The 18,561-nt window shown below is 31.2% G+C and carries 24 protein-coding genes; all 24 read right to left on the reverse strand.

Going from position 1 to position 18,561, the window contains the following annotated elements:
• Positions 1-70: 70 nt before the first annotated feature.
• The 24 genes from ACM55F_RS05185 to ACM55F_RS05300 all read right to left on the reverse strand — a co-directional run bounded on the left by ACM55F_RS05185 (position 71) and on the right by ACM55F_RS05300 (position 18,430).
• Positions 71-517: a DinB family protein gene (locus tag ACM55F_RS05185; RefSeq protein WP_416852678.1), complete on the reverse strand. Its 447-nt coding sequence runs from the start codon at positions 515-517 to the stop codon at positions 71-73.
• Entirely contained in the window at positions 507-986 is a 480-nt protein-coding gene (locus ACM55F_RS05190) for a nuclear transport factor 2 family protein (RefSeq protein WP_416852679.1), read from the reverse strand. Before ACM55F_RS05190 ends, ACM55F_RS05185 begins: the two co-directional genes overlap by 11 nt.
• 245 nt (positions 987-1,231) lie before the next feature.
• Complete coding sequence (locus ACM55F_RS05195; protein WP_416852680.1) at positions 1,232-3,265, reverse strand: OmpA family protein; 2,034 nt, start codon at positions 3,263-3,265, stop codon at positions 1,232-1,234.
• Positions 3,266-3,358: 93 nt separating this feature from the next.
• Complete coding sequence (locus ACM55F_RS05200) at positions 3,359-5,137, reverse strand: Ig-like domain-containing protein (protein ID WP_416852681.1); 1,779 nt, start codon at positions 5,135-5,137, stop codon at positions 3,359-3,361.
• Positions 5,138-5,560: 423 nt separating this feature from the next.
• A complete protein-coding gene (locus tag ACM55F_RS05205) occupies positions 5,561-6,508 on the reverse strand; it encodes a diguanylate cyclase (protein WP_416852682.1) in 948 nt (315 codons plus the stop codon).
• Positions 6,509-6,694: 186 nt separating this feature from the next.
• Positions 6,695-7,033 (reverse strand): hypothetical protein, encoded by a 339-nt coding sequence (locus ACM55F_RS05210; RefSeq protein ID WP_416852683.1) that lies wholly within the window; start codon positions 7,031-7,033, stop codon positions 6,695-6,697.
• Between the two features lies 1 nt (position 7,034).
• Positions 7,035-7,382, reverse strand: a complete 348-nt coding sequence (locus tag ACM55F_RS05215; protein ID WP_416852685.1) for a hypothetical protein — start codon at positions 7,380-7,382, stop codon at positions 7,035-7,037.
• A 58-nt stretch (positions 7,383-7,440) separates the two neighbouring features.
• Positions 7,441-7,773: a YtxH domain-containing protein gene (locus tag ACM55F_RS05220; RefSeq protein WP_416852686.1), complete on the reverse strand. Its 333-nt coding sequence runs from the start codon at positions 7,771-7,773 to the stop codon at positions 7,441-7,443.
• 34 nt (positions 7,774-7,807) lie between these two features.
• Positions 7,808-7,960, reverse strand: a complete 153-nt coding sequence (locus tag ACM55F_RS05225) for a lmo0937 family membrane protein (protein WP_113633709.1) — start codon at positions 7,958-7,960, stop codon at positions 7,808-7,810.
• Positions 7,961-8,024: 64 nt separating this feature from the next.
• The gene (locus ACM55F_RS05230; RefSeq protein ID WP_416852687.1) at positions 8,025-8,177 is read right to left on the reverse strand and encodes a lmo0937 family membrane protein; all 153 of its coding nucleotides are present in this window, start codon (positions 8,175-8,177) and stop codon (positions 8,025-8,027) included.
• A 141-nt stretch (positions 8,178-8,318) separates the two neighbouring features.
• The gene (locus ACM55F_RS05235; RefSeq protein ID WP_416852688.1) at positions 8,319-8,954 is read right to left on the reverse strand and encodes a porin family protein; all 636 of its coding nucleotides are present in this window, start codon (positions 8,952-8,954) and stop codon (positions 8,319-8,321) included.
• Between the two features lie 222 nt (positions 8,955-9,176).
• Positions 9,177-9,641, reverse strand: coding sequence for a sll1863 family stress response protein (locus ACM55F_RS05240; protein WP_416852689.1), 465 nt, complete (start codon positions 9,639-9,641; stop codon positions 9,177-9,179).
• 170 nt (positions 9,642-9,811) lie between these two features.
• Complete coding sequence (locus ACM55F_RS05245; RefSeq protein WP_416852691.1) at positions 9,812-9,997, reverse strand: CsbD family protein; 186 nt, start codon at positions 9,995-9,997, stop codon at positions 9,812-9,814.
• Between the two features lie 424 nt (positions 9,998-10,421).
• Positions 10,422-10,631: a hypothetical protein gene (locus tag ACM55F_RS05250; protein ID WP_416852692.1), complete on the reverse strand. Its 210-nt coding sequence runs from the start codon at positions 10,629-10,631 to the stop codon at positions 10,422-10,424.
• Positions 10,632-10,774: 143 nt separating this feature from the next.
• Positions 10,775-11,539: a DUF4382 domain-containing protein gene (locus ACM55F_RS05255; protein WP_416852693.1), complete on the reverse strand. Its 765-nt coding sequence runs from the start codon at positions 11,537-11,539 to the stop codon at positions 10,775-10,777.
• 276 nt (positions 11,540-11,815) lie between these two features.
• On the reverse strand, positions 11,816-12,700 hold the full coding sequence (locus tag ACM55F_RS05260) for an MlaD family protein (RefSeq protein WP_416852694.1): 885 nt from the start codon (positions 12,698-12,700) through the stop codon (positions 11,816-11,818).
• Positions 12,701-12,734: 34 nt separating this feature from the next.
• Positions 12,735-13,511, reverse strand: a complete 777-nt coding sequence (locus ACM55F_RS05265) for an ABC transporter ATP-binding protein (RefSeq protein WP_416852695.1) — start codon at positions 13,509-13,511, stop codon at positions 12,735-12,737.
• Between the two features lie 2 nt (positions 13,512-13,513).
• Positions 13,514-14,272 (reverse strand): MlaE family ABC transporter permease, encoded by a 759-nt coding sequence (locus tag ACM55F_RS05270; protein WP_416852696.1) that lies wholly within the window; start codon positions 14,270-14,272, stop codon positions 13,514-13,516.
• 291 nt (positions 14,273-14,563) lie between these two features.
• Positions 14,564-15,034 carry a PA2169 family four-helix-bundle protein gene (locus tag ACM55F_RS05275; RefSeq protein WP_416852697.1) on the reverse strand — a complete coding sequence of 157 codons (471 nt, stop codon included), beginning with the start codon at positions 15,032-15,034 and terminating at the stop codon, positions 14,564-14,566.
• 136 nt (positions 15,035-15,170) lie between these two features.
• Positions 15,171-15,392 (reverse strand): hypothetical protein, encoded by a 222-nt coding sequence (locus ACM55F_RS05280; RefSeq protein ID WP_416852699.1) that lies wholly within the window; start codon positions 15,390-15,392, stop codon positions 15,171-15,173.
• Between the two features lie 44 nt (positions 15,393-15,436).
• Entirely contained in the window at positions 15,437-15,820 is a 384-nt protein-coding gene (locus ACM55F_RS05285) for a hypothetical protein (RefSeq protein ID WP_416852700.1), read from the reverse strand.
• Between the two features lie 283 nt (positions 15,821-16,103).
• The gene (locus ACM55F_RS05290; RefSeq protein WP_416852701.1) at positions 16,104-17,477 is read right to left on the reverse strand and encodes an OmpA family protein; all 1,374 of its coding nucleotides are present in this window, start codon (positions 17,475-17,477) and stop codon (positions 16,104-16,106) included.
• A 273-nt stretch (positions 17,478-17,750) separates the two neighbouring features.
• On the reverse strand, positions 17,751-17,918 hold the full coding sequence (locus ACM55F_RS05295) for a hypothetical protein (RefSeq protein ID WP_416852702.1): 168 nt from the start codon (positions 17,916-17,918) through the stop codon (positions 17,751-17,753).
• Between the two features lie 38 nt (positions 17,919-17,956).
• On the reverse strand, positions 17,957-18,430 hold the full coding sequence (locus ACM55F_RS05300; protein WP_416852704.1) for a Dps family protein: 474 nt from the start codon (positions 18,428-18,430) through the stop codon (positions 17,957-17,959).
• Positions 18,431-18,561 lie beyond the last annotated feature (131 nt).

Here is an 18,561-nt window from a genome sequence, read left to right on the forward strand (position 1 = left end):
TAAAAAATAAATAAGTTAATTCTTACTATAAAAAATAAATATTTTGGCTTATATATTCTTAAAATTAAATTTAATTATCCAATAATCGCCTTTGGTAATTGATTTGTCCCAGATGATAGGCTAGGTGCGTGGTTAAATGGATAAGCATAAACTCAGTTGAAGTTTTTGAATCAAAAACTAAAAGTGGAAATTCCATTTTTAATTCTTCTTCTGATATATTGTTAAGTGCATTGTTAACGACAACAATGGTTTCTTCGATTTTTGATAGCAATTCTGCTCTTGGAATATCTTTCAGTGAAAATTCAAGTGCTCTGTTTCTGATATAGCCGGTTTTTCCAAATTCGGCTCCAATATACGTATTTAAATTTCCCACTAAATGCAAACAAAGGTTCCCAGCTGAATTAGCTATTCCTTTTTGGTTTTTCCAAATGTCACTTTCAATTTGGTATGACTCAATTTCGGTTTTTAGCTGATTTAAATCTCGGTTGAATAGTGTTTTTAAACTTTCAATTGGCATTTTTAGTTTTTTTGTATTTCTTCAATGATAAAAGTGCTTGTTGTTGTATTTTTTTCTGAAAAAAACCAGTCCAACCTAATAAATATCCTGTAATTCCTAATGCTTGCTTGGACCATTTCCAGATATCAAAATCATCGGTATGTTTGATAATTAACCCATCTTTAAATTGAAATTGAGCACGGATAAGGTTTACAACTTTTCTGTTGGTTCTGCTGAAGTTATAGGTGGCAGTCCATCTAAGTGAACCAATGTATTCATCCGCTTTTATTTCTGAGAATTCAATTTTTATATTTCCTTTACTTTTTTCTATCAGCATTTTCCACATTTCGCAAACATCATTTTCTTTTAATAAATCAAATACAGGATCACGAAACTGAATCTTTGGATGATAACATTCGCACATTGTTGCAGCATCAGCATTGGCAAAAGCAGTGTAGAACTTGATAAGGATTTTCTCGTTTGGGGTCATACATACATAAAGTGAGTAGTAAAAATAATAATTTTTTTGTTAAAATTTGGGTTTTAAAAAGTAATATAAAAAAAATAAATATCATTTATTCCTAATTTGGACAAATTAATAGTGTTGATTGGTTATGATTCATTGATTTGCATTCCTTCTATAAATTTTAAATTTTTAAACAAAAAAAGAGGATAGACTTTTAATTTTCTATCCTCTTTTATAATTGTTACAAATGTATTCTCTGTTATTTTGACTTATTTAGTAGCAGGAATAATATCAATTACTACTGTACGGTTGTAAAAACGTTCTTCTGGAGTTTTGTTTTCAAAAGGAGATCTGTTTTCATCCTCACCATATCCAAGTACTTCAAATTTTACGTCGTTTCTACCCGCTTTAGATAACCCACTTTCAAGAATGTTTTTCACATCGTTTGCACGAGCTAGAGATAAATCTTGATTGTGAATTTCTTCACCAATAATATCAGTATGTCCTTTGATAATAACCGTTGCTCCAACAGGAATTTTTGGTGTTACCACCTCAGTAAGGTATTTTTCATAGATAGCAATCGCTTTAGATTTATTAAATTCATAAATAATGCTGTATCTCATACCTTCTTCCATTTTTGCAGGAGTCCAAAGTACCATGTGAACAGGAGTTTCTTTTTCTACAATTTTACCACTTTTGGTTTGACCAATCATTTTTACTTTGTAATCTCCTTCTGAACGATTACCTAAAATTGATTTTCCAGGAATACTAACTTCTTCTTGAGTATAAGGCCCGAAAGACTGTACTTTTCCTTGTTCGTCAGCTATTTGTAATGACCAAGAAGACAATGTTTCATTAGCTCCTTTATTATTGAAGGTAACATAACTTTCAACAGGTGCTTCTTGTGAGGCAACAATCTGTACAGGTTTCAATGGAGTATCAGGACCACTTTGAAATTCCATCAATAAATCTGGAGAATTACTTTCGATAGAAACTCTGCGATCTCCTTCACGTAGTAGTACTAATTCTAATGTTGCACCTGGTTGTTCTGATGGGATATTTGGCTTGTTTTGGCCTTTTGTTGTAATTCTTGAAGGATTTATTACAAATACATTTACCAAATAGGTTTTGATTGATTCTGCCATAGCAAGACCATCTGCAGGACCTTTCTCTGATGAACCCACCAAAGTAATTGTTGCAGCAGGATTTTTTTGCATACGGTCTCCAAGTATATTCAGCACATTATAATAAACAGTCATTTGACGTTTTGAACGATCTGATAAATTTTTTGGAGCAAATACTTCTAATTGATCTTCTTTGAAGTCTTTCACTTGGTCTTTCGTTAATAAAACATAACGATTTGGGATTTCAGTTGATCCATCATTAAAGAAAACATAGTTTCTAAGAGGGAAAATTTCAGTCATTCTTCTTTCTCCAGGAATATTAGCAGGAGAGTTTACAGAGAACTGAACTTCGCGATCTTGTAACATATCAGTAGACTGTTGGATATTTTGTCCTTGTCCAAGTTTAAGAGCTACACCAGCTCTAATAGTAGTGATATTCCATGTTTCTGTTGCACGTGGATTTTGACCAAAATAAGGTTGGAAAGAAACAAAAGGAGACAATACAAATTGTGTTTTGTTGTTATCTGAAGAAAGCGGAATATCATACCCTGCACCAATTTGCATTGATAAAATAGTTTTCTCAATCTCACTAAATTCACCTGTTACTGCTGGAGAAGGCGCTTGATCAGGAAATGCCGGGTTAATACCTAATTGATAGGTAAACGATTTATCTAAGTTGAAAGCCAAACGTGGGCCTCCATAAAGATAGAAATTAGATTTGAAAGGAGCAAAGCGCACGCTTGGTTCCACCGTAATGTAACTTAGATCAGTAGATAAATCTGCTGGACAATCACATGCCGTTTTTACTTGGTCAAAAGAACCTTTACGGCTATCATATCCAGCTTGAAGCATAACGCCCCATCTTGAATCAGCAGGACGATATTCTAAAAGTGGTGCAATGAAAAGTCCAACACCATCTCCCTCATGAAACGTAGCCGGAGGCGTAAAACCAGCATTCAACTGATGGGTAGAACCCTCGTAAAAATTGAAATTGGCTCCACCAGCAACACCAAAGAACCAAGATGGTTTCGCGTATTTAACTTCTAGTGTTTGTTGTGCCTGAACTGGTGTTTGAACGCTTAACCATGTCAATGAGACTACTAAAAGTCCTTTGATAGGTAAGTTATTAAGGGACCAAGAATTGCGTAATCCCTTTTTTAAATTATTTATATTGTCCATGTTTTTTTATTTTGTTTGATTCATTTTTTAAATAATTCCCTTCCTAAGACGGGATAAAATTGTTTGGCTGTAAAAACCTTTAGTATCAAATACCTAGTTATTAGGTACATTAATAGTTGTATTTACCATAGTAACTGAAGCCACTAGAGAAATCGCTCTACCATTTAGTACCGTTAAAAAAGGATTTGTACTATTGGCAGGAGAAGACAAAGTCACTCCAGAATTGGCGATAATGTTTCCAACCATAACTCCACCACCGGCGTAGTTAATAACCGCTGAAGTACCAACATACCAATAAACATTATTAGGATTACCAACACCGTTTAAAAATGTAACACTACTTGGCATTGAATCACCTACTGTTAAAGTCGAAGGTGCTTGAAAGTACCATTTTGCATTGGGATCACCATTCGCATTTAAGGTAAGATTTCCGTTAGTGATGCTAAAAGAGCTTGAAGCTGTATAAATACCAGGAGCTAACGTTAATCCACCTAATTCACCAGCACCCGGATTAGCAACGCCACCTGGCATTGAAGCTGGAGAAATACTGTTATAAAGATCTCTCGCTGCATTCAATCCAGCTAATGCAGTTGCTGCTTTATTAGCATTTCCTGGCATAGGTGCATCTGTAAATATTCCATCAGTTACAACTCCATTATTTAATGGGGTTACGGTATAAACATCTCCACTTGTACCATCTGTAAATCCTGTTACTAAAGATGAAGCAGCAGTAGTTCCGATTGCTCCATTTACTACAGTTAATAATCCTTGATTGGTCATTCCTGCATTTCCTCCAAAAACTCCAAAAAACAAACCGCTTGTAATTATTGGGGATGGAGTAGCTACATTTGCTGTGGTGAAATTCCATACATAGTTATTCGCTAATGGAATACCTGCTGCACTTTTAGCACCAGTTGTAATGGTAGCTGTATAAACAAGTCCTGGATCAAGTGAATTTACCGGGTTAAATGAAGCAGTATTACCACCAGTATAAATAACTACACCTGGAATTACTGTAGTACCTTGTTTCAAAGTAAAAGTAGTTGCATTTATAGTCAAAGGATCCATTGTTAAGCTAAAGTTAGCTGTAACTGTTTTGTTTAAATCAACTGCTATAGCATTATTAAGTGGATCTGTAGCAGTAACTGTTGGTACAGGTACTGTTGTAAAATTCCATACATGATTAGTAGCTAATGGTGTTCCTTGTAAACTTTTAGCGCCTGTTGTTATAGTAACAGTATAAACAGTATTAGCGGTTAATGGATTTGTTGGTGTAAAAGATACTGTTGATCCAGTATAGGTAATTACTCCAGTAATCGTGTTTGTTCCTTGTTTTACAGTAAATGTTGAATTATTTATTGTCAATGGATCCATTGGTACACTGAATGTTGCAGTGATTATTTTATTAAGAGCAACGTTTATTTCATTATTTGTTGGATCTGTAGTAATCACGACAGGAACAATAATCATCCCAGTAGCAAATGTCCAAACATGATCTGTTTGAAGCGCATTACCCATTACATCTTTAACTCCTGTTGTAATTCTACCAGTGTAGGTTGTATTAGGACTAAGTGGACTTGCTGGAGTAAATGTCGCTGTTGTTCCACTATACGTGACAGTACCAGCAACAGCTGTTCCATCAGCTTCTGTAATAATAAAAGTGGATGGGTTAATCGTTGCTGCATTTATCTCTTCATTGAAAGTGACAGAGATTATCTGATTAAATGGAACGCCTAAAGCGCCGTTAGCAGGAATTGTTGATGATACAACAGGACATACACCTACTGTTTCTACAAAATCGTCTTCTGCACAACCAGAAATTAATGCAATAATCAGTATTGCAAAGGTTAATAGTAAATTTTTAGTTTTCATTTTATTGATTTTAGGGGATTAAGTATTTTGTACAGCAAAGATTGTTTAGTTATTGGATAGAAGAGTTACATAATTAAAAATGGAAGTTGTAAGATTCACTTATTTGAATTGTTAACGTTTTTTGTATGTTATTGAAAATCAATATATTGAATTTATTGCTGTGTTAACAAAGTGTTATAGCAATTATTATGTGCTCTAAAATGCAGAAAAAAGAAGAAGTGTATGAAGAAATGAATTGTAACAGTGTTTATTTTGAAGAAAAAAGGCAATCTTAAAATGGAAGCTATATTCCAAATATTTAAGAAAGATATTTAAAAAAACTAAATTCCTTTTTTTTTAGATGGTAACAAAAAAAATCGAGATTTCTAAGTTCTCGATTTTATAGTATTATTTAAAAGCTAAAAACATAAAAAATGATTTTAGTTAAGCACATTTATTCTTTTTCCCTTTTTGTCTCAAGTTGAAAATAAAAAGGGTTAGCTCTTTTGTGAACTTATCAAGTATCAAAGCAGATTGTTTGATGTAATCCAAGGATTCTTTTATTTCATCTTTTGAATTTGCAAATTGATTGTTTATCAGATAAGATAATCCTAATATATTGGCAATGGGCTGTCTTACTTTATGTGAAGTCATAAACATAATTTCCTCCAAACCATTTATATATTCGTTCTGATATTCTTCCGCTTTTTTAAGTTCTAAATTTGCCTTTAGTAACTCTGCAGCACGTTTTTCTTTCTCTTCGTTCTGAAATAGAAGTTCTCTGTTAGCCATTAGTAACTCGGCGGCACGTTTTTCTTTTTCTTGGTTTTGAAAAGCGAGTTCTCTATTAACAATATTAAGTTGAGCAGTCTGGATTCTTTTCTCTTCGTTTTTGAAAGCAAGTTTTTTGTTTGCAATATCTAGCTCTTTAGCACGTTCTTCTTTTTCCAGGTTCTGAAAAGCAAGCTCTCTATTAGCAACAATCAATTCAATTGCTCTTTTTTCTTTTTCATCATTTTGAAAGGCAAGCTCCTTGTTAGCGATAATTAATTCAGCTGCACGTTTTTCTTTCTCTTCGTTTTGAAAAGCAAGCTCTCGATTAGCAATATTTAATTCAGCAGCTCTTTTCTCTTTTTCCTCGTTTTGAAAAGCAAGTTCAGTGTTAGCAATAATTAATTCAGCAGCTCTTTTCTCTTTTTCATCATTTTGGAAAAGAAGTTCTTTATTTGCAATAATTAATTCAGCAGCTCGTTTTTCTTTTTCTTGGTTTTGAAAGGCTAGTTCTTTATTAGCAATAATTAATTCAGCAGCTCGTTTTTCTTTTTCTTGGTTTTGAAAAACAAGTTCCTTATTTGTAATTATTAGCTCTTCCTTTTTTATTCTTATATTCATTGTTCTTTCGATTCAAAGGTTTAAGAAAAAATGACGTGGATCTTTAAAAATACAAATTACCCTAACTGTGAAAATCTATTAATTACTTTGAGTTTCAAAAGAATTAATAGTTTTCAGTCTGATTATAAAAAATAAAGTAAATTATTTATTATCAGTATTTAATTTTCAATAAAAGTATTGTGAATTTTAAGATTTTAAAGTATCAGAATGCTTTGTAGCAACATTGGTTATAACAAATTGCAACAGTGTCCCTAATATTTTTTTGATTGGATTATGGGTTGATCCTACCAAAACTTTTTTTGTTAAGTAGCCCGTTACCATTCCAACAACATTATTGATGATATTTCCTTTTATATTTGGGGAAGTTGTCATCTCAGTAAAAGCATTTTTTATAATATTTAAAGGTTTTAGACTTTCGTAAGTTAATTGAAACTGTTCCTTTAAAGCATATAATTCTAAAGCCTGCTTATTTTCTAAATAGATGATGGTTTGATTAAGTAAATCTGTTTGGTTTATCTTTTTCATACTATTTTTTTTTAAGCAGTTTAGTTATAATGAAATTACTGATAGGGATTTTAATCCATTGGTCTTTAAAATAATACAGTATAATTGAGACTATTAAATAAAAGCTGGATACTATAAAAAAGCCCAAGTAAGGTTTTCCTATTATTTCTCCTATCCATAAGGAAAGGCCAATATTTATTAGTAGAACAAACATAACAGCAAAAATAGCTACGGTTAATCTTGAGAGTAAAGAAGACATGACATCCGCTGATTTGTCAATTGCATTTAGCTTAACCAATTCGGCACTTGTCCTTGTATAGTCCTCGGCCCTTTCAAAAAGCGTTTCTATTGATGCTGTAAAGTTGTCCATAATTTAATTTTTAATCGTGTAGTATTTAGAATTGAAATTTTAATATTCAAGTGTCTTTTTAGATACTTGTATTTTTAATTTCGTTTTTTGCATCATAAAATTTTGATTTTCCTTCTGCAATAAGACTTTCGCCTTCATTTTTTGCATCGTAAAATTTTGATTTTCCTTCTGCAATTAAAGTTTCACCTTCATTCCAAATTTTTTCATATTTTTTATTTATGGTTCCTAACAATGTATCCAATTTGTCTTTTAACTCATCTGCATAATCATTGCTTTTATCCATAATTTTTTTTCTCGTTTTATCGCCTTTATCCGGTGCTAACATAATTCCTAATATTGCACCTGCTGCAAGACCACCTAAAACTCCTAATATTATTTTATCTGCTTTCATAATTTTTTATTTTATTATTATAATTTGTTTTTTATTAAATGCCTCTACCTTGTATAAGTCTAAATAGTATTGCTATAACTGCAATAACAAGAAGTACGTGAATGATTGAACCTAAGCTAAATGCGAAGAATCCAATTGCCCAAAAGATTACTAAAATAACTGCGATGGTGTAAAGAAGGTTGCCCATGATTTTTAATTTTTATGATTTTAATTTTATTTGTTGTTGTATATTTTTTATAAGGTATGATTAATTATATTTTTCTACCTTGAATAAGTCTAAATAGGATTGCTATAACTGCAATGACAAGAAGAATATGAATAATTGATCCTGCACTGTATGCAAAGAAACCAATTGCCCAAAAAAGAACTAAAATAACTGCGATGGTGTAAAGAAGGTTGCTCATAATTTCTATTTTTAATGATTAATTAGTTAAATTAATTGTTTAGTAAAGTTATATAAAATAAATTATATAGTTCTGTTTTACAGTGCTTTATGGTATAAAAAATTAACTTAATATTAAATTAATCTGTTGTTTTGAATTTGATTAAAATGAAAATGCAGCATAGACACTTAAAGCACTGTTTTTAGCATCTGGAGAAGTAAAGTTATTTGATGAATCATCTTTTCCAATTTTAGTCAGTCCATAATTGTAACGTACTCCAAAACTAACAGGCTCTAAATCCAGACCAATACCTCCAGCAAGACCAGCATCAAATCTGTTGAAATCATCTGTGTCAATATTGTCTTCGAAATTATAATTACCATTATCTGATTTGTTAGTCGTTTTACCACTAATCAAATAAGCGGCATAAGGTCCAGCATGAATATTGAAATTCTTGGTAACATTTACCACTAATAAAAGAGGCACTTCAATGTAATCTAATTTAAATTGTGCAGTTCCACTCACTAAGGCGTTGTTGTAAACTAGTTCAGCTCCTTTTCCAGTATAAGAGATCTCAGGTTGCAAAGCGATATTATCTGCAATAGGTAATTTAGCAAAAAAGCCCACATTAAATCCAGTTAACACATTATTGTCATCAACATCGTCAGTATATAGGTTAGAGAAATTTACTCCACCTTTTATACCTATTTTTGTCCCGTCATCTTGTGCTTTGGAACTGGTAAAAGCCATAAAAGTTAATACTAAGGAAGCGTAAATCAGTGTTTTTGAACTTTTCATATTTGTTTTTATTAGGTTTAATTAATTGTAAATTTGTTACTTACAAAGTTGAGAATGATATAAAAGAAAAGTGTTACAATACTTTTTCTAAAATTTATATTATTCACACCTTTTAGTAATTATAGGGTTTTTTATGCTCTTTTTTTTCTGCTTTTTAAGAATAATTTTGACAAAAAAAAGGCGAGTTAGAAAACTCGCCTTTTTAAATTATTTCTTTTTGTATCAGTTTTTATTGTCAATCGTCATGTCTTTTAAAGCCTCACCTAATTCAGTCATATCATGATTGTATTCGCGTTTAAATGATTCCCAATCACTACTTCTGTCATTTTTATAGGTTTCAACTTTAGCTTCAATATCCTTATTTTTTTGTTCCAGTTCCTCAATTTTTTTTGCATACATTGCGTCAATTGAATTTCCGGTTTTTTTCATTTTTGCTTTCAACTCAGCAATTTTATTTTCATTTTCATTGACTTTTGCAGCAGTTTCGTTTTTGAATGTTTGCCATTCTTCTGCAGTTGCTTCTTTTCTTGCTTCCATCAATTCTTCTTTGGCATCTCGCACTTCTCTTTGAGCATCGGTTACTTTATCTTTAGCTTCCAGCTCTTTTTTTGTAGAAGTCTGACATCCCACTAGTACTGATCCTGCTATAAATGTTGTTAGGGCAAGAGTATAAATTGTTTTCTTCATTTTTAATAATTTTAAGTTTGATTTTTTGAAGTGATTGAAAAGGGTTTTTTGTTTACCATTTTTAATTTAACTTGGTACAATTTAGTTAAGCCAGGTTGAATTATTTAACGGTTTTAACCTAAGTATTCAATGAAATAGAAATAATTGGCATATGTTAAAAATGCAATTATTTAAAGGTTTTCGATAATTTTAAGTAATTCCTCTTTGGTTTTGCCTAATTTTATTTCAAGTTTTCCTATCATTTCATCTTTCAGACCTTCTTTAAAAAGTAAATCGTTATCAGTTAAGGCTGCAAATTTTTGTTTTAATTTTCCTTTTTGCTCTTCCCAATTTCCTTCTAGCTCTGTAGTATTCATTTCTATTTTATTTAAGTTTCGAAAAAATATTCGGAACTCTACAAAGTTGAGGGAAAAAGCGATGTAACGGCTTATAGAATTTAAGACAAGACTTATATTATTCACACCTTTGTTTAAGAAGTAAAGCTTTAAATTAAATCATAATTAAATGTCAATTGGTATTTCAAATAGTAAATATTGTGATTTTTCATTCAGGATTAATGGAGAAAAATTTATTGTTTTTGGAAAAATGACAAATTAAATATCTTGATAAAATTCTCTGTTTTCTTTAGAGTTATGTTGTTTTCCGTTCCGGTTTATTTCTGTATTTCTTAGGTATTGTTCGCTGTTTCAAGGGATAATTAACAGTTAAACAGAAAGTAGGGTAAAGGATTCTTGAATTGCAAGTGAACTTAAAAATGCAATTCTATAAATTATAGTCTTATTATTTAGTATGATTTGGAGTATATTCTTTTAGTATTGAATTCAAAGATTCATAATAATCTTTAAGCGTTTTGATATTTATTTGAGGATTAGAGGCATCAGGGATAGTAACAGGCATTTCAATTAAATATTTTGACAATTCAGGATACTCATTTTGAATAGTCAAAGTCATTTTTAGAATTGCATCATTAAGTTGTTTTTCAGTTTCCATAATAAATTAAAATTTTAGTTATTTAGTTTGGTATTTTTATTCAAATACTAAAAAAATTAAATCATTAAAAGCATCGTAAAATGTAATGATGCCTCTAATGATTTAAAATGTATTGTCTTATTAAAATTAATTTGTAATCGATTCTATAGCAATATTATAGTTCCTATGTCAGCTGTTGCACCTGCTGTTACAATAATATCAGTTTTGGTAGCAGCTATAAGTGGTAAAACAGGAGTGATGGTTATGCTATAGGTTCCAGGAGGAAGTCCCATAACTAAAAACTCGCCATTCTCATTTACATTTGTTGAATAGGTTTCAGCTGTGGCCGAAGTTGCTTGAACTACTGCCATTGTACCTACGGGAGTAATTTTACCTTTTATAGAACCACTTATTGCGGTTTCTATTGTTCGGATAACTGGTTTCAATTTATAAGTACCATTACCTGTGCTAACAATAGATTTATTGGCATCAAAATCAAGAAGAACACTATACAGGATACCTTGTTGAAGCGTTTGATGAACTTGAAGTTTCAATCCGCTTTGTTCCGCACTAGGAGTACTCAAAGGATAACTTACATTATTAAGCACAACTGTATTGTTAGTTCCTAATATAAGTCTTATTTGTTCTACTTTGGATACTTCCAATGAATCAGTAGCAATTAGCGTATCAACTCCGTTAGAAAAATCAAGTAGGTTATAAATACCTTTTTTAACATTTAGAGAAACAGTTTCTCCTCCTTCGCCAGTTATTTCTACACCTTGTATGTCTACATTTACCTCATCATAAGGACCTGGTGCATCAGTCAATCTTACAGCATAAGGATAACTGGATTTTGTATCATCACTGTTACATGAAATTATTAGTAATCCAAGCATGATAAAAGATAAAACAATTTTCATTTTTTTCATTTTCATTTTTTTTAAGTTTATAAAACATTTTCATTACCAGGTAAAGATAGTCCCAACTTTAAAAGGGAGTGTTACAGAACTTTAGTATAATGTTGTAGGATTTACACTTTCAATGGTTTAAAAATAAGTATTTTCTAAACTATAGATTTTCCTATTCCGGTAAAAGTTCTAATATTCTGTTTTTAGCTGCAATAAATTATAATACATTGCTAGATATGCTTTTAACTATGCCTTTTTTGAATGTTCAATTGTCAACAACCTTTTTAGAATTAAAACTTATTTTGTTGCTTCCTTCTCATCAACAATGTTTAATTCCTTTTTCATTTCTAATTCTTCTTGTCCATCTAATCCCTCCAGTTTTTTATCTTCCTCTTTTTTCTTTTTATTGAAATAGCCTCTTAATAAAAAATTATGTTTAGCAGCCTCTATCACTTCATTAAGTCCTTCGGTTCCTGTTTTGACATTTGTTAAGGTGGAATCGATTGTTCTTCCCATCTTTTCGTCAGTTACTAATTTGGATAAAGCACCTTTGCCATTATTCATTTTAGTTGTGAAATTGGCAAATTCATTTGAACTGGTTTCTAAATTGGCTAATGTGTTTGTTATACTATTAGCAAATTCTTTGTCCGTCATCAATTTGGATACCATCCCATTTCCACTATTCATATTGGAACTAAATTTAGCAAGTTCGGCTGTAATTATTCCGGCATTGTCTACGCTGGTTTTTACACTGCTCATAACGTCTTCCATATCTATAGCTTTTCTAGAAGCAATGACGTCATTGTCTTTTACAATCCGATTAGAGTTGGTACCAGCATAGATGGTTAATACTTTATCACCCATTAATCCATCCGAACCAATACTGGCTACAGCATCCGTTTTAATAAACTTTCTGACCTCATCTTTTATCAATAATTTCACTACCACAGATGAATCTGTGACTAATTCGATTTCACTTACCGTTCCTATATTGATACCCGAAAAGCGGACATTATTTCCAACTTCAAGACCACTTACGGATTTGAAGTTTGATCTTAAATGAAATGTTGAACCAAATAGATTTTTTTGTTTTCCAACAAAATATAATGCCGAAACAAAAAGTACCAATCCAATTATAACAAACATTCCCAATTTCCATTGGAACCCAGATTCTTTATTCATAACTTTTAATTTATTTTTTTAATTTATTTTTAATTTAACTAAAAAAAGAACGTATCCATTCGTCGTCACTTTTTTCCAGTTCTTCATAACTGCCCTCAGCATGAATTACACCATCTTTTAGAATCATTAATCGATCGCTGGTGTATTTTGCACAAGCCATATCGTGCGTAATTATAATAGAAGTCGTTTTGTTTTTTTTCTGAATGTCGATTAGTAATTCACTTATTTCTCTGGAAGTTATGGTGTCCAATCCTGTTGTAGGTTCATCATACAATACTATTTCAGGTTTTAGAATCAGTGTTCTTGCAAGTCCAATTCTTTTTCGCATTCCGCCTGATAGTTCAGAAGGCATTTTATCAATAGCATCCGCTAATCCTACGCTCTCTAATACTTCTGTAATTTCAGCTTCTAACTCTTCAGGAGACAAACCCTTTACATGGCGTTTTAACGTAAAACCAAGGTTTTCCCGAACGCTCATGGAATCATATAAAGCCGCATTTTGAAAAAGAAATCCAATCCTTATCCTAATCTCATTGAGTCCTTTAGTGTCTATTTTTGTGATATCGGTATCGAATACCTTTATTTCTCCCTTATCTGCAACTACCAATCCCACTAAACACTTTATAGTTATTGATTTGCCTGATCCGGATCTTCCTAAAATCACTAAGTTTTCTCCTTTATTTACGGAAAGATTAATTCCTTTCAACACCTCATTTTTCCCAAAAGATTTATGTAAATCCTTTATTTCTATTACGGGAACATTTTTATTAGTAGCTGCAGGAAAATCTATATTTGTTTTTTCTTGTATCATTTTTAGAAGAATAAATCAGTTAACTGAACCGCGACCATGTCTATAATAAATATAGTCAGTGAAGCTGTTACTACTGCTGAATTAGCTGCTTTACCTACACTTTCTGTTCCATTTGCTGCCGTATAACCCTTATAACAACCAATCATTCCAATAAAAAAACCAAAGAAAAAAGTTTTAATAGTCGCTGGAAAAATATCCAAAAATGTAATTGATTCCAAAATTTGGGCAGTGTAACGAAAGAGGGTAACATCACTATGCATATTCACACCAATGTACCCACCATACATTCCAATTCCATCTGCGAATATCACTAAAAGAGGAACCATGAGTGTAGTAGCCAAAATCCGTGTAACTACCAGGTATTTATAAGGATTAATAGCTGCAACTTCCATAGCATCAATTTGTTCGGTCACTTTCATCGAGCCCAATTCTGCGCCAATTCCAGAAGAAATTTTTCCGGCACAAATTAAGGCTGTAATTACAGGTGCAATTTCTCTTATTAAGGAGAGTGCAACCATACCGGGCAACCAAGATTCTGCACCAAATTTTGCCAACGTAGGTCTTGATTGAAGCGTAAGTACTAATCCCATTATAAAACCGGTAATAGTTACTAACGGCAGAGATTTATAACCAATTATATAACATTGTTTAATAAACTCTTTTATTTCATAAGGAGGTGTAAAGACTTCGCGAAAAAATTGGGTAGTAAACAACGTTACTTTACCAACATCGTTAAAAATATTTTTTAAATAAATAATCAAAATAGTATATTTTTATGAAGATTAATGAATTGTATGCAGTTGATATATTTTATAATTTATTAGATTTTTGAGAAGAATAAATCCCATTTCTAATTTTTCATGTTTTTTTGCCAGATGCAAGAGGAGTTGTGTAGGTGGGGATTTACTATTGGTTTCTTAAACCAATGATTTCTACTACATGAAAATAAAAATTTCAGAAAGAATCTTCAGCTTTTTAAAAACAATATGTACTTTTCGGATTTAGAGTACTCTGTTATCAAAATAGGTTTATTCCTTAAATTTAAATAAGATTTAATAGAAATGTTTATTTTCGATTAATACATCTCTTAAAACTCTTATTTTATTGTTGTCTACATTGATTAACAGGTATTGCTTTCTTAACATAATCTGTTGTTCAAAATTTAGGCTTTCAAGGTTATGAATTAATACATCACTATAGTGTTGCTCTGCTCTTTGCTCATGAGATTCACATGAATTAATGATGTCTTTACAATCTTTACAAATAAAATAGGCTTTTAGATTGATGCAAAACTTAAAGAAAAAGCCATTAATTTTAACCGTTTCTTTTGGAATTCCGCCTAATTTTTTAATTTCTTTTATAAGTTCTGATTTACATTTTTGACTGGTTTGTTGAAATTCAAAAAACATGTTTTTTAAGCCATATTTTTCTGTTGCTTTTGATGCACTTTTATACCCTTCGATTCTATCGTTATTAATTTTGACAAGTGTGTTTAACACTTCAATTGATTTATCTATATTCATTTTTTTAAATTTTAAATTGTTGATTATCAATTTTATTCATGCTAATTAAAACATAGTAAAGGTCAGAAGATAGAAAACAAAAAGTGTTACATAACTTTATAAAGAAATTATAATATTCACAGTTTTTTTATAAGAGTTAAGCATTTTTTTTCTCGTTTGTAACAATCAAAACAACTCCAACTACAGCGAGTACAACACCTACGATAGGTGACCATTCCAATGGATGATTTACTTCTTTATTTATTTGGATTGGACCTAAGTCAACTACCTTTTCTGTAGTTACATAATTGAAACTATTATATAACAACATAATTATTCCTACGACGGTTATTATGATTCCTATGGTTCTTGTTTGCATTTTTAAAAGTTTTTAAGTTGATATATAATTTTATAAAGTTTGAATTATGCTCTTGAAAAGTATTCTTTAACAAAAGTATGTTGCTGATTTTCGGTCATTTTATCGGTGTCTTTAATCTCGAATTTAATTTTTAAAAAACGGGTGTCTTCACTCAATAGATCAAAGAGTTCTATTTTTGCATCTGTAGGTCCAAAGAGAATTACGCGTTTGTAATTTTTTATGGCTTCACCTATTTTTTTGTAATAATCCAAAAGCTGTTGTTTCTGCTTATTATGCATCAGACTTTCGCTTTTAGCTAAGCTTTTATTTTTCTCTCGATTTGTAAACTTTGATTCAATAGTTTCTATTTCAAAATGCTTTGATGTAAATTCCATTAAATGAGCCATGGAATGATCCATCCAAATGCCTAATTTTTTTGTTGTTTTCATATAGATTTTTTAAGATAATAGATTGATACCTGGTCTAGCAGCTAATTATAATTGAGAAATTACAATGTGCTAAAGTTCAGTCATCTATTGCTGAAAATCATTATATAACTTTAGAGAAAAATTATATAATTTACATGTTTTTAAATTATTGGCAAATAAATTCAAAACAGGGTATTCTCTTTAAAATAATAATTGAAAAACCATTTTTACTCCACAAAAAAAGGGCTGTTGTCACCAACAGCCCTAACCAAAACCAAAAAAACCCAACCTAATCTTATTGTCTTTAGTAGTTCATTTTCAGTTCTACTCTTCTATTTTTTGCACGACCTAAAGCGGTTTTGTTACTAGCAATTGGTTTGCTTTCACCATAACCTATTGCTGTCAATCTAGATCCGGAAATACCTTTACCCATTAAATAATTTTTAACTGATTCAGTACGTTTTTGAGATAATTCTAAATTGAATGCATCGCTACCATTGCTGTCTGCATGCCCTTCGATAACTAAATTTGAAGCATCGTATTTATTAATTAAGTTTACCAATTCATCCAATTGAACTAATGAAGCCACTTTTAATTTTTCACTATTATTTTCGAAGAAAATTTTACTTCCCAAATAGGTGATTCTTTGTATATCTTGTTTTGTAATTTCAGGACACCCTTTATTTTCCATAGTTCCTTTTACTGTAGGACAACGATCATCCATATCAGCAACACCATCTCCATCAGAATCAGGACAACCATTTAAACTCAAAGGACCCGCAACATCTGGACAACGATCCAAATCATTTGTTATACCATCTTTATCATTATCCATTGGACAACCAGTTGCATCAACTTTAGTTCCCATTTTAGTGTCTGGACATTTATCGTTGTTATCAGCTACACCATCATTATCAGCATCAGGACAACCATTTAGAGCAACAGTTCCCGCAACATCTGGACATGTATCTAAATAATCAGCTACACCATCTTTATCTTTATCTAAAGGACATCCGCTTGCATCTACTGATACACCAGCCGGAGTTTCAGGACAGGTATCATTACGATCAGAAACGCCATCATTATCAGCATCTTTTTTGTCTCCAAAATTGAAAGTCAGACCAGCCATGTGAGATAAATAAGCGTCTTTTTTGCCTGCAGTAACACCATCTCTTCTGTCTTTATTTGAAAAACTAAAAGTTTCCTGTAAATTAAGCATGATGACCGGACTCAATCTAAAATTTAATCCACCACCTGCAGTAGGTAATGCATAATCAATTTTATCTTTGTCAAAACTGAGATCTTTGTCAAACAGCATGGCACCAACTCCTGCAAATACATAAGGTCTTACTACTGACTCAGGTCCAGTAAAATTAAATCTTACGTTCAACGCAACAGAATTGAAATCAGTTTTGAAGCTTCCTAACGTACTATTGTAACCAATAGTTCCTTTTGAAGCTAAAAAATTTAAATCGAAATGTCTGCCTAAATACCTAGATACAGATAAACCTCCAAAACCGTAAAATGCTTTATCAGTTTTGTAAAAATTATTCCCAAGATCTCCTTGATATTGTGTCACACCACCATGAAGACCAATATTCCATTTCTTGTCTTCAGTTTGTGCTTTTGATACTAGTGTAATTGCTAAACAGGTACAAAGCAGTAGGACTTTTTTCATTTTCATTTGTTTTTATTATTTAAGGCAAAGATGGGCAACATGGAAACGATAAATGTTATAGAACTTCCGTAATAAGTTGCATCATTCCCACATTTTCCATTGCTTTTTCAAGCCAAAATAGATTTAGATATTCGTATTATATATTTCAAAAAAAAAAAAGAACCATTAAAAAACTAGTTTTCAATTAACCACTCTGGGAGGAAGGTCTGAAAAAAAATTTTTAATAATTCTATTTTATATTTAAAAAAACAGAGAACTTGAATAGAGTAATAATTACATTATTGCATTACTTAAAACTTCGTCATATTGTATAAAATTTTCTTTTTCAAGATCATTTGCTGTTATTGATTGATCTTCTTCACTATATCTTTTGGAAGTTATTTTGCCAACTTTGCAATAACTATTTGAGGCCAAGTAAACTTTGTTTTCTGAATTTTCCATTTTATTAATTTTTAATGCTTTAATTTTTTTTGTTTAAATTAGTCAATGTATCTTCTTAAAGTCCAGGCCATTGTTTCATGTGATTCCATTAAACCGGTTAGAAAATCGCCTGTTCCCGCATCCATGTTTTCTTCAATACTTATGTCAATATCTTTTCGCAAATGAATAATAACAGTTTCGTGATCTTGTAATAATTCCTTGAGCATATCTTTTTGATCAGGATACTGATTTGGAGCTTCTCTAAGTATTGATAAGTCCGAAAACTCTTTCATGGTTCCAATCGTTTTTCCACCTAATTTGCCCACTCGTTCCGCAATTTCATCGATTGATTCTTCCAATTGCCTGTATTGACCTTCAAATAATTTATGGAGTTCCATAAAACTTTCTCCTGATACATTCCAATGAAATTTTCTTAATTTGATATACAGCGTCATTTCATTCGCTAAAATTGAAGAAAGAATTGAAATACTATTTTTTAGATGTGCTTCTGTAATTCCAATGTGTGGTTTCATAGTTTCCATATTTTTTTTATTTAGTTATAGGAATGTTTTTTAAAATGATTTTGTCAAAATTCTTGGTTTTGAATTATCAAAGGAATGCAGGACAATTAAAAAAGAATTTACTTTACAAAGGTCATTTTATT

This window comes from Flavobacterium melibiosi (genome assembly GCF_048158545.1).
In the GTDB taxonomy this organism is placed as follows: Bacteria; Bacteroidota; Bacteroidia; order Flavobacteriales; family Flavobacteriaceae; genus Flavobacterium; species Flavobacterium melibiosi.

Bases quoted from the DNA above. Each gene is read 5' to 3' on its own strand.
- ACM55F_RS05185 (WP_416852678.1), bottom strand. From the start codon at position 517: ATGCCAATTGAAAGTTTAAAAACACTATTCAACCGAGATTTAAATCAG.
- ACM55F_RS05190 (WP_416852679.1), bottom strand. From the start codon at position 986: ATGACCCCAAACGAGAAAATCCTTATCAAGTTCTACACTGCTTTTGCC.
- ACM55F_RS05195 (WP_416852680.1), bottom strand. From the start codon at position 3,265: ATGGACAATATAAATAATTTAAAAAAGGGATTACGCAATTCTTGGTCC.
- ACM55F_RS05200 (WP_416852681.1), bottom strand. From the start codon at position 5,137: ATGAAAACTAAAAATTTACTATTAACCTTTGCAATACTGATTATTGCA.
- ACM55F_RS05205 (WP_416852682.1), bottom strand. From the start codon at position 6,508: ATGAATATAAGAATAAAAAAGGAAGAGCTAATAATTACAAATAAGGAA.
- ACM55F_RS05210 (WP_416852683.1), bottom strand. From the start codon at position 7,033: ATGAAAAAGATAAACCAAACAGATTTACTTAATCAAACCATCATCTAT.
- ACM55F_RS05215 (WP_416852685.1), bottom strand. From the start codon at position 7,382: ATGGACAACTTTACAGCATCAATAGAAACGCTTTTTGAAAGGGCCGAG.
- ACM55F_RS05220 (WP_416852686.1), bottom strand. From the start codon at position 7,773: ATGAAAGCAGATAAAATAATATTAGGAGTTTTAGGTGGTCTTGCAGCA.
- ACM55F_RS05225 (WP_113633709.1), bottom strand. From the start codon at position 7,960: ATGGGCAACCTTCTTTACACCATCGCAGTTATTTTAGTAATCTTTTGG.
- ACM55F_RS05230 (WP_416852687.1), bottom strand. From the start codon at position 8,177: ATGAGCAACCTTCTTTACACCATCGCAGTTATTTTAGTTCTTTTTTGG.
- ACM55F_RS05235 (WP_416852688.1), bottom strand. From the start codon at position 8,954: ATGAAAAGTTCAAAAACACTGATTTACGCTTCCTTAGTATTAACTTTT.
- ACM55F_RS05240 (WP_416852689.1), bottom strand. From the start codon at position 9,641: ATGAAGAAAACAATTTATACTCTTGCCCTAACAACATTTATAGCAGGA.
- ACM55F_RS05245 (WP_416852691.1), bottom strand. From the start codon at position 9,997: ATGAATACTACAGAGCTAGAAGGAAATTGGGAAGAGCAAAAAGGAAAA.
- ACM55F_RS05250 (WP_416852692.1), bottom strand. From the start codon at position 10,631: ATGGAAACTGAAAAACAACTTAATGATGCAATTCTAAAAATGACTTTG.
- ACM55F_RS05255 (WP_416852693.1), bottom strand. From the start codon at position 11,539: ATGAAAAAAATGAAAATTGTTTTATCTTTTATCATGCTTGGATTACTA.
- ACM55F_RS05260 (WP_416852694.1), bottom strand. From the start codon at position 12,700: ATGAATAAAGAATCTGGGTTCCAATGGAAATTGGGAATGTTTGTTATA.
- ACM55F_RS05265 (WP_416852695.1), bottom strand. From the start codon at position 13,511: ATGATACAAGAAAAAACAAATATAGATTTTCCTGCAGCTACTAATAAA.
- ACM55F_RS05275 (WP_416852697.1), bottom strand. From the start codon at position 15,034: ATGAATATAGATAAATCAATTGAAGTGTTAAACACACTTGTCAAAATT.
- ACM55F_RS05280 (WP_416852699.1), bottom strand. From the start codon at position 15,392: ATGCAAACAAGAACCATAGGAATCATAATAACCGTCGTAGGAATAATT.
- ACM55F_RS05285 (WP_416852700.1), bottom strand. From the start codon at position 15,820: ATGAAAACAACAAAAAAATTAGGCATTTGGATGGATCATTCCATGGCT.
- ACM55F_RS05290 (WP_416852701.1), bottom strand. From the start codon at position 17,477: ATGAAAAAAGTCCTACTGCTTTGTACCTGTTTAGCAATTACACTAGTA.
- ACM55F_RS05295 (WP_416852702.1), bottom strand. From the start codon at position 17,918: ATGGAAAATTCAGAAAACAAAGTTTACTTGGCCTCAAATAGTTATTGC.
- ACM55F_RS05300 (WP_416852704.1), bottom strand. From the start codon at position 18,430: ATGAAACCACACATTGGAATTACAGAAGCACATCTAAAAAATAGTATT.